The organism is Falsiroseomonas sp. RANM36 (assembly GCF_056682175.1).
Genome location: NZ_JBWXTD010000002.1, coordinates 1 through 8,989, shown reverse-complemented (window position 1 = coordinate 8,989; position 8,989 = coordinate 1). Strand labels below are relative to the sequence as shown.

At 70.9% G+C, this 8,989-nt stretch carries 8 protein-coding genes; 3 read left to right on the top strand and 5 right to left on the bottom strand.

The window, feature by feature from the left end; all coding sequences use genetic code 11:
* Window positions 1-196: 196 nt before the first annotated feature.
* The 3 genes from AC1MIR_RS00885 to AC1MIR_RS00875 all read right to left on the bottom strand — a co-directional run bounded on the left by AC1MIR_RS00885 (window position 197) and on the right by AC1MIR_RS00875 (window position 6,610).
* Window positions 197-4,897: a beta strand repeat-containing protein gene (locus tag AC1MIR_RS00885; protein ID WP_480026303.1), complete on the bottom strand. Its 4,701-nt coding sequence runs from the start codon at window positions 4,895-4,897 to the stop codon at window positions 197-199.
* Window positions 4,898-5,009: 112 nt separating this feature from the next.
* Window positions 5,010-5,897 carry a pyridoxal kinase PdxY gene (gene pdxY / locus AC1MIR_RS00880; RefSeq protein ID WP_480026302.1) on the bottom strand — a complete coding sequence of 296 codons (888 nt, stop codon included), beginning with the start codon at window positions 5,895-5,897 and terminating at the stop codon, window positions 5,010-5,012.
* Between the two features lie 74 nt (window positions 5,898-5,971).
* Window positions 5,972-6,610: a cation efflux transmembrane domain-containing protein gene (locus AC1MIR_RS00875; protein ID WP_480026301.1), complete on the bottom strand. Its 639-nt coding sequence runs from the start codon at window positions 6,608-6,610 to the stop codon at window positions 5,972-5,974.
* A 129-nt stretch (window positions 6,611-6,739) separates the two neighbouring features.
* On the opposite strand from AC1MIR_RS00875, the gene rpmE reads away from it, so the two are divergent.
* The gene (gene rpmE / locus AC1MIR_RS00870) at window positions 6,740-6,964 is read left to right on the top strand and encodes a 50S ribosomal protein L31 (protein WP_480026300.1); all 225 of its coding nucleotides are present in this window, start codon (window positions 6,740-6,742) and stop codon (window positions 6,962-6,964) included.
* Between the two features lie 186 nt (window positions 6,965-7,150).
* The gene (locus tag AC1MIR_RS00865) at window positions 7,151-7,624 is read left to right on the top strand and encodes an Hsp20 family protein (protein WP_480026299.1); all 474 of its coding nucleotides are present in this window, start codon (window positions 7,151-7,153) and stop codon (window positions 7,622-7,624) included.
* Between the two features lie 128 nt (window positions 7,625-7,752).
* Here AC1MIR_RS00865 and AC1MIR_RS00860 read toward each other — a convergent pair whose 3' ends face one another.
* Window positions 7,753-7,941 carry a DUF1192 domain-containing protein gene (locus AC1MIR_RS00860; RefSeq protein WP_480026298.1) on the bottom strand — a complete coding sequence of 63 codons (189 nt, stop codon included), beginning with the start codon at window positions 7,939-7,941 and terminating at the stop codon, window positions 7,753-7,755.
* Window positions 7,942-8,097: 156 nt separating this feature from the next.
* Between AC1MIR_RS00860 and AC1MIR_RS00855 the strand changes: the two genes are divergently transcribed.
* On the top strand, window positions 8,098-8,667 hold the full coding sequence (locus tag AC1MIR_RS00855; RefSeq protein WP_480026297.1) for a DUF1013 domain-containing protein: 570 nt from the start codon (window positions 8,098-8,100) through the stop codon (window positions 8,665-8,667).
* 39 nt (window positions 8,668-8,706) lie between these two features.
* On the opposite strand, the gene AC1MIR_RS00850 is transcribed toward AC1MIR_RS00855, so the two are convergent.
* The coding region (locus AC1MIR_RS00850; protein ID WP_480026296.1) for a CYTH domain-containing protein at window positions 8,707-8,989 on the bottom strand (283 nt) is incomplete at its 5' end.

Genomic DNA, 8,989 nt, shown 5'->3' with positions numbered 1-8,989 from the left:
ATCTGCTGCGGCGCGCCACCGGCGACGTGATCGGCATCGCCGAAGAGGGCCTGGGCGTGCTGTCGCAGGCACTCGGCAGCCTGGCGACCGCCATCGCCGGCGTGGGGGGGGGGGGGGGCGGGGGGGGGGCCCCGCGCGGCGGGGCCCCCCGGGGCGCCCCACGCCCCCCCCCGCGGCCCCCGTCTTCGCGCCGCGTTCAGGCGATCAGCACATCGCCCGCGGTCAGCGTCGGCTTGTTCGACAGCGTGGCGATGGTCACCGCCGCGATCCCGCCGGTGCCGTCCGCATCCCATTCCAGCACGCCGGTCGCCTTGGTGTAGACGAACTGCGGAACGGCGCCGGTCGGCGCGTTGTTCGCGAAGTTCGCCGGGTTCAGCGCACCGACGCCGAGCGCGCCGAAGGCGGCGTTGGCGAAGACCAGCTTCTCGCTGCCGGCAACGAAGTCCGTGATCGTGTCGCCACCCTCCGCCGGCGTCAGCCAGAGGAAGCGGTCGGTGCCGCCGCCACCGCTCAACGTATCCGCGCCGAGGCCACCCTCGATCGTGTCCGCGCCGCCGCCGCCCGAGATGCGGTCGGCCTCGCCCAGGCCGCGCAGCAGGTTCGCCCCGCTGTTGCCGTTCAGCACGTTCTGCAGCGCATTGCCCGTGCCCGCGAGGTCGGCGCTGCCGAGCAGCGACAGGTTCTCCACCGCATTGGGCAGCGTGTAGGCGATGTTGCTCAGCACGATGTCGGTGCCGGCATTCGCCAGCTCGATCACCAGGTCGGCATCCACCAGGACATAGGTGTCGTCGCCGTTGCCGCCGTCGAGGCGGTCCACGCCCTCGCCGCCGACCAGGCTGTCCGCGCCCTCGCCGCCCTGCAGCGTGTCGTTGCCGGCGCCGCCGTTCAGCGTGTCGTTGCCGTCATAGCCGAGCAGGCGGTTGTTGCCGACATTGCCGAGCATGAAGTTGTCCGCGGCATTGCCGTCGCCGCGCACATTGGCGGTGCCGTTGAAGCGCAGCACCTCGATGTGGTCGGCGAGGGTGAAGGTGGCGTTGGCGACGACGGTGTCGTTGCCGCCGCCGGCCTGCTCGATCAGCACGTCGGTGGCGTCGATCAGGTAGAGGTCGTTGCCGCCGCCGCCAATCAGCGTGTCCGCGCGGCCGCCGCCGTTGAGCACATTCGCCGCGTCGTTGCCCGTGATCATGTTGTTGAGGCCGTTGCCGGTGCCGTCGATGGCGGCATCGCCGAGCAGCACCAGGTTCTCGAGATGCGCACCGAGCGTCCAGGTGATCGCGGAGAGCACCGTGTCGGTGCCGGCGTCGCGCGATTCCGTCGGCCTGTCCGCCGCATCGTCCACGCGATAGGTGTCGTTGCCGGCGCCGCCGAGCATACTGTCCGCGCCGGTGCCGCCGTCAAGGCTGTCATGGCCGGCGCCCCCGAGAAGGGTGTCGTTCTCCGCGCCGCCCGAGAGCGTGTCGTCGCCCTCGTTGCCGAGCAGCCGGTCCGCGCCGGCCAGGCCCGCGACGGAATCGGCGCCGCCGAGCGCGTCGATGGTGTCGCCCGCGGCGGTGCCTTCCAGCGAATCGTCGCCCGGCGTGGGGCCGCCGGTGGCGATCACCGTGTCGGCGAATTCGAGGAAGGCGATGCCGGCCAGCGTGTCCGCGCCTTCCGGTGCGCCTGCGCGCAGGTCGCTCACCCGCAGCCGGCCGCCGGCGAGCGCAGTGATGGCGAAATCGGTCAGGTTGCCGTCGAAGACCGCGGTGTTCACGCCCGCGCCGCCATCGAGGCTGTCATTGCCCCATTGGCCGGCCAGGGTGTCGTCGCCCTCGCGGCCTTCCAGCACGTCGTTGCCCTCGGCGCCGGAGAGGCGGTTGCCGGTGGCGGAGCCGCGCAGCGTGTCGTTCGCGGTGCTGCCGATCGCGTGCTCGAAGCCGAGGATGGTGTCCTCGCTGCCCGAGAAATCCATCGCGCGCTGCGTCACGAGGTCGAGCGAGACGCCCTGCACGGGCAGCCGGTCGTTGAACTCGTTGACGGTGTATTCGACGCCGCCCGGCGAGAAGCCGAGAGAGTAGCTGATCGTGTCCTCGCCAAGGCCGCCATCGGCGGAATCGGCGCCGGAGGAGACCGAGATCAGGTTATCGCCGGCATCGCCGATCACGGTGTCGTCGCCGAAGCTGGTGGCGACGCCCTCGAAGCCGATGATCGTGTCGGCGTCGCCATTGGTGTCGGTGGCGCGTTGCGTGGCGAGGTTCACCACAACGCCGCCGACATCCACGCCGCCATAGCCGATGATGTCGAAGCCACCGCCGGCATCCACGCTGTCGGCGCCCTCGGACGGGGCGATCCATTCATCCTCGGCGCTGCCGAGCAGCGTGTCGGCGTGATCGCCGAACATCAGCAGGCCGCGGATGTCCACCAGCGTGTCGGTGTCGCCGAAGCGGTCGAGCGCGGTGCCGGCGCCGAGGTCGATGAACATGCCGGCGATCTGGTCGGCGTAGTCGGCGCGGACGTATTCGCCGGGGATGCCGATCAGGAGGTCGTCGCCGGCGCCGCCGCGCAGGTCGCTCGGCGAGCGGCCGAGCTGCGCCACGCCGGTCAGCGTGTCTGCCTGGGCGCTGCCGATGACATGCTCGATCGAGACGAGGGTGTCGGCGCCGCCCTCGCCGTCGCTGAAGGCGCGGCCCTGGGTGAGATCCACCCGCACGCCCGCGCTTGCGTTGGAATACTCGGCGTAGTCGCCGCCGAGGCCGCCATCGAGGCTGTCATTGCCGCCGCGGCCGTTGAAGCGGTTGGCCTCCGCGCCGCCGATCATCGTGTCGGCGAGCGACGTGCCGGTGACGCGCTCGATGCTGATGACGATGTCGGTGGTGCCCCAGGGATCGCGCACGGTGCCGGCCACGAGGTCGGCGATGATGCCGAGCGGCACCGCGGGGGCGGTGATGGTCCCGCCGGTCGAGAGCGAGAAATAGTTGACACGATCCTGGTTGCCGCCGCCGTCGATCGTGTCGGCGCCGCTGTAGGGCTCGAAGGTTTCGGCCACGTCGCTGCCGCGGATGCTGTCGCCGCCCGAGGTCGCGCGAACAAGCTCGAAGCCCGCGACGCTGTCGGCGCCACCATCGCCGTCGGAGCTGACGATGCCCGTCGCCAGATCAACGACGACCGGACCCGGCGAATTGCTGTAGTCGAGGTTGTCGAAGGTGCCGCCGCGACCGTCCAGCGTGTCGTTGCCGCCGCGGCCGCGGATGCGGTCGTTGAAGTCGCTGCCAAGGATGACGTCGTCGAAGTTCGTGCCGCGGACGAAGGTGATGTTGACCAGCCGGTCCTGGCTACCGAAGCCGTCATTCGAGACGACGCCACTGATCAGATCGACGTTGATGCCCTGGGTGACGCCGCCGACGAGATAGTCGGCGAGGATCGACGTGCTCGGGGTGGATGGGCCGATGATCGTATCGGCCCCCGCAAGGCCGCGGATCTGAATGCCGACGTTGGTGTCCACCGACACCATCTCGATCCGGTCGTCGCCGGAGGTGGCGTCGAGCGCGTCGATGCCCGAGAGCGTATCGGCGCCGAGCGCGCTGGTGACGGTGGCGTTCTGTCCGTCCGTGCCGGTCTGGATCGTTGCCTCGATCGGGCCGGTGTCGCCGTTGTAGCTGGCGGTGTCGAAGCCGGGGCCGCCGAAGACGCGGTCGTCGCCGTCGAAGGGACGCAGGAAGTCGTCGCCATTGCCGCCGTCGAGCGTGTCCGCGCCGAGGCCGCCGAACAGGCGGTCGTTGCCGTCGCGGCCGACGATGGAGTCGGCGCCGGCATCGCCGAACAGCGAGTCATTGCCGTTGCCGCCGAACATCGTGTCGTCGGTGACGCTGCCGACGACGCTCTCGAAGCCCGCGATGCTGTCGAGATTGCCCCAGTTGTCCGTCGCGGTGCCGGCGAGCAGGTCAACCAGGACGCCCTGGATCGTCGCGGCATCGGAGGGCTGGATGGAGCCGTAGGTGAGCGTGTCGTTGCCGCTGCCGCCATCGAGGCTGTCGGCGCCGGAATTGCCGGCGATGTTGTCGTTGCCGCCCTCGCCGAGCAGCGTGTCCCGGCCAGCCGCGCCGCGCAGCGTGTCGCCGCCCTCGCCGCCGTTGATCGAATCCGCCTCGCTGGTGCCGGCAAGGCTGTCATTGCCGCCCAGCCCCGCGACCGGCCCGGCGAAGCCGGTGATGACGTCCGGGCCTTCGCTGCCGGTGGCCGTGGAGAACTCGCCGGGAAGGAAGGCGCCGAAGGTCAGCGGCCCGTCATCGGCCGTGTCCACGAAGGCGACAAAGTCGTTCGCGCCCACGACGCCGTTGCGGTCGAAATCCAGCACGAGCCAGCCATCGCCGCCGATGCGCGGCACCCAGTATCCGGCGATGCCGACGAGCGCACCGCCCACGGGCAGGGCGAAGCCGAGCTGGATGCTGGCAAAGGCGTTGGAGAGCGAGCCGCGCCAGAAGAAAGGCAGGGTGTTGCCGGCGAAGCCGAAATCGATCTGCAGCCGGTCGCCGGCCGCCGCGTCGAAGCCGACGATGCTGTCCATCGCGCCGAGCGAGGAGCCGCCGACATCCGCATAGAGGTTGATCGTATCCTGGCCCGTGCCGCCGAACAGCGTGTCGGCGCCCGCCGCGCCTTCGAGCGAGTCGTTGCCCTCGCCGCCGATCAGATACTGGCCATTGTCGCTGCCGTAGAGCGAGTCGTCGCCCGAGCCGCCATCGAGCGTGCTGCCATTGGCGAAGGAACTGTTGAGGGCGTCGTCACCGCCGCCGCCGGCGAGCGAATCAACGCCGTCGGGACCGCCATAGATCTGGTCCGGCCCCGCGGTTGCCAGCGAGCCGCCGGCCGTGTTGACGCTTTCGGTGATCGTGTCGGCGCCTGCCGTGCCGAAGATGATCGCCATCGCTGCCGAGCCTGCAATGTAATGACCGATTAACTATTTGCCATTCCCGCTCCGACATGACAACGGCGCCCAGGTTGCCGAACGAAGCCGGAACCGCGCTTTCTGGTTGCGCTCAGCAGGCCTCCGCGCGGAACACCCGGCTCGGCGTGACGAATTCGTCCTGCGCGGCCACCGTCAGGATCTCGCGGCTGCCGGCCTCCGACGTGCGGCGCAGCAGGCCGTAGATGGAGGAGGCGGCCGCGGAGAGGGCAACGCGCGCCTCGCCCCAGCGCAGGCGGTGGAACAGGAACAGCGCGGCGATGGCGTCGCCCGCGCCATTGACGGAAAGCGGCAGCATCGGCGTGCGCAGGCGCCAGAACTCGCCGCCCTCCCCGGCCAGCAGCTCGATCGCGCCTTCGGGCGTCTCCGCCGTGCGGAGCGAGGTGACCAGCACGCAGCGCGGGCCGGTGGCCTGCAGCGCGGCGATGGCGGCCTTGGCTTCGGCCAGGCTCCGCACCTCACGCCCCGTCAGCCATTCCAGCTCGAACTGGTTGGGGGTGACGATGTCGGCGGCGGGCACGGCGCGGTCGCGCATGAATTCGGGGATGCCCGGGCGGACGAAGACCCCGCGGCCGACATCGCCGATCACCGGGTCGCAGCAATACATCGCCGCGGGATTGGCCGCCTTCACCCGCGCGGCGGCGGCCAGGATCGCTTCCCCGATCTCCGCCGCGCCCATGTAGCCGGAAAGGACCGCGTCGCAGCGCGGCAGCGCGCCGCGCTCGGCGATGCCCTCCACCAGCTCGTGGATCAGCTCGGCGCCGAAGACGCTGCCGCGCCAGGCGCCGTAGCCCGTGTGGTTGGAGAACTGCACGGTGTTGACCGCCCAGACCTCGGCGCCGAGGCGCTGCAGCGGGAAGACCGCGCTGGCATTGCCGACATGGCCGTAGCTGACCCAGGACTGGATCGAGAGGATGTTGAGCGGCCGCCCGGAATCGGTGGGGGAGGTGGCCTCGTTCACGCTGGTGCTCTCCGCCTGGCGGGGGCGGACAGCTAGGCCCGGCCCGCCGGCCCGGTCAATTCGCCGGGGCGCGCTCAGCCATGCGCGCGATGCGCATGCTCGGCGCGCAATTCCGCCAGCGCGCGCCGCGCGACGCCCGCGCTGGTGCTGAGGAACAGCGCCGCCATGACCGCGGCCACGATCAGGTCCGGCCAGCGGGTGCCCGTGCCGAAGACGCCGAGAGCCGCGACCAGGACGAGGAGGTTGCCGAGCGCGTCGTTCCGGCTGCAGAGCCAGACCGAGCGGATGTTCGCGTCGCCCTCCCGCCAGCGCCACAGCAGTGCGACCGAGATCAGGTTGGCCGCCGCCGCGGCGATCGCCACGGCGCCCATGGTGATCGGCTCCGGCGTGGCGGCGACGAAGACGCGCCAGAGGGCGGTGCCGAGGACCCAGAGGGCGATGAGGCCGAGCGTGCCGGCCTTGAACAGCGCCGCCCGCGCGCGCGTCGCGGCGGACATGCCGATCACGGCGAGCGACAGGCCGTAGGTCGCGGCATCCATGGCGAAGTCGAGGCTGTCGGCCTGCAGCGCGAGGGAGCCGGCCAGCGCGCCGGCGCCGAACTCCACCAGGAACATCCCCGCATTGATCGCGATGACGATCCAGAGCGCCCGGCGGAAGGCGGGGTCGCGGCCGGTGAAGACCGGGGCGGTCCCGCAGCAGGCATCGTGCGGCATGGGGAAAGAGTGGGCAGCGGCGCCGGGCTGCGCAACCCCGAGGTTGCGCGCGGCAGGCCCCTCCCCTATACGCGCCGCTTCCGTGCCTGCCGGTCGCCGTCGGCGGGCCCATCTTGCGTGAGCGCCGCCATGAAGCCCGACATCCATCCCGAATACCACGAGATCAACGTCATCATGACCGATGGCAGCTCGTTCAAGACCCGCTCCTGCTGGGGCAAGGAAGGCGACACGCTGCGGCTCGACATCGACCCGAAGTCGCATCCGGCCTGGACCGGCCAGCAGCGCGTGGTGGACACCGGCGGCCAGATCGCCAAGTTCAACAAGAAGTTCGCCGGGATCGGCGTGAAGAAGTAGCGCGCGCCGCGCTGCTGCTCGGGGGGTCTTCCCCCCTTGAAGCGCGGGCTCCCGCTCGCCAACTCGATGATGCCGGACGCGCCCGATCGGGGCGTCCGGCGTGGACCGGCAGGCCTGCCCGAATGCGGGGGGCCACAGCGGCCGGGCCGCAACGCCATCGAGCTTGCTGAACGAGGAGCTCATCCGATGAACGCTTTCGACGTTTCCCCCCTGCTGCGCGCCGCCATCGGCTTCGACCGCATGGCCCGCCTGGTCGAGACGGCCCGCGCCGCCTCCGAGGGGCCTTCCTACCCGCCCTACAACATCGAGAAGACCGCCGAGGACGCCTATGTCCTGACCATGGCGGTGGCCGGCTTCGGCCCGAACGACATCGAGCTGACGGTCCATGAGAACACGCTGACGGTCGCCGGCAAGGCGCCGCAGGCGGCGGAGCAGGGCCGCGTGCTGTATCGCGGCATCGCCGGCCGCGCCTTCGAGCGGCGCTTCGTGCTGGCCGACCACATCGTGGTGGACGGCGCGGGCCTGGAGAACGGCCTGCTGCATGTGGAGCTGAAGCGCGTGGTGCCGGAGGCGCTGAAGCCGCGCCGGATCCCGATCCAGGGCAATGCGCCGCGGGTGATCGAGGCCAACGAGCAGGCGCAGCCGGCCCAGGCCGCCTGAGCCTTGCCCATCCCGGGCTGAAACCGGAGCCGGCGGAGCGATCCGCCGGCTTTTTTTGGTGCGGGCGGGAACCAGACGCCCCCTCCCCGGCCCTTCCCCGCACCGCGAGGCAGGGTTCTTCGCCACCCTCACCCAGGCTTTCGGAAAAACAGATCCGCAGCGGCCTTGGTGGCCTCGCGCTTGGCGATCTCGCGCTCGACGCGCGCGATTTCCTCGCGCAGCTCGGCGATGTAGGCGCGCAGTTCCTCCGCGCCCCAGCGGTCGATCACCGGCGGCTGGAATCGGTTCGCGGGGCGCGGCCCCTCCGGTTCCTCCATCTGCTATCCCCCTCTCGGCCTTGGGCTTTGACCCGGCAACGGACGGTCCTTATATCCCACGGCGACGAGGCCGGGACGCCTCGGCGGGCGCGCGGCTCGCCCGCGACCCGGCATGCCCTGATGACACCCCGAGGCCAGGAAGCGAAGACGCGACCGATGAAGACGCCGCTGATGCCGAAGGCCACCGCCGTGTGGCTGATCGACAAGACCTCCCTCTCCTTCGACCAGATCGCCGATTTCGTCGGCATGCACCCGCTGGAGGTGCAGGCGATCGCGGATGGCGAGGTGGCGCAGGGGATCGTGGGCTACGACCCGATCGCCAACGGCCAGCTCGCCCGCGAGGAGATCGAGAAGGCCGAGGCCGACCCCAGCTACCGCCTGCATCTGCTGGACAGCGCGATCCCGCTGCCCAAGGCGCGCGGCAAGGGGGCGCGCTACATCCCGGTGGCCAAGCGCACCGAACGGCCGGACGCGATCGCCTGGCTGCTGCGCAACTTCCCCCAGCTTTCGGACCCGCAGATCGTCAAGCTGCTCGCCACCACCAAGGAGACGATCCAGAAGGTGCGGGACAAGACGCATCCGAACACGGCGAACATCAAGCCGCGGGACCCGGTGACGCTCGGCCTCTGCACCCAGACGGCGCTGAACGAAGCGGTGGCGGCGGCGAATGCGCGCACCGGCGCGACCAACACCGCACCGATCATGCCGGCCGACGACGCGGCCTGACGCGGCCCGCCGAACAGAGAAGGCGAAGGGGCCGGGGGTTCAGCCCGGCCCTTCCGCGCGCAGCGCCGCGGCCAGCGCGGCGTTGCTGTAGCGGGGATCGTCGGTGACCTCGGCGCCCAGCCAGTCGGGCAGGTCCGGGTCCGTCTCCTCCGACGCCAGTTCGACCTCGGCAAGGACCAGCCCCGCCAGGGTGCCGGGGGCGGCGAATTCGTCCACCGTCCAGAGATGGCCGGCAAAGGGCACCTCCCACCGCGTCTTGGCGAGGGTCGCGAAGGGCGAGAGGGCGAGCATCGCCTCGGCCTCGGCGACCAGCAGCGCGATG

Bases quoted from the DNA above. Each gene is read 5' to 3' on its own strand.
- AC1MIR_RS00885 (WP_480026303.1), bottom strand. From the start codon at position 4,897: ATGGCGATCATCTTCGGCACGGCAGGCGCCGACACGATCACCGAAAGC.
- AC1MIR_RS00875 (WP_480026301.1), bottom strand. From the start codon at position 6,610: ATGCCGCACGATGCCTGCTGCGGGACCGCCCCGGTCTTCACCGGCCGC.
- rpmE (WP_480026300.1), top strand. From the start codon at position 6,740: ATGAAGCCCGACATCCATCCCGAATACCACGAGATCAACGTCATCATG.
- AC1MIR_RS00865 (WP_480026299.1), top strand. From the start codon at position 7,151: ATGAACGCTTTCGACGTTTCCCCCCTGCTGCGCGCCGCCATCGGCTTC.
- AC1MIR_RS00860 (WP_480026298.1), bottom strand. From the start codon at position 7,941: ATGGAGGAACCGGAGGGGCCGCGCCCCGCGAACCGATTCCAGCCGCCG.
- AC1MIR_RS00855 (WP_480026297.1), top strand. From the start codon at position 8,098: ATGAAGACGCCGCTGATGCCGAAGGCCACCGCCGTGTGGCTGATCGAC.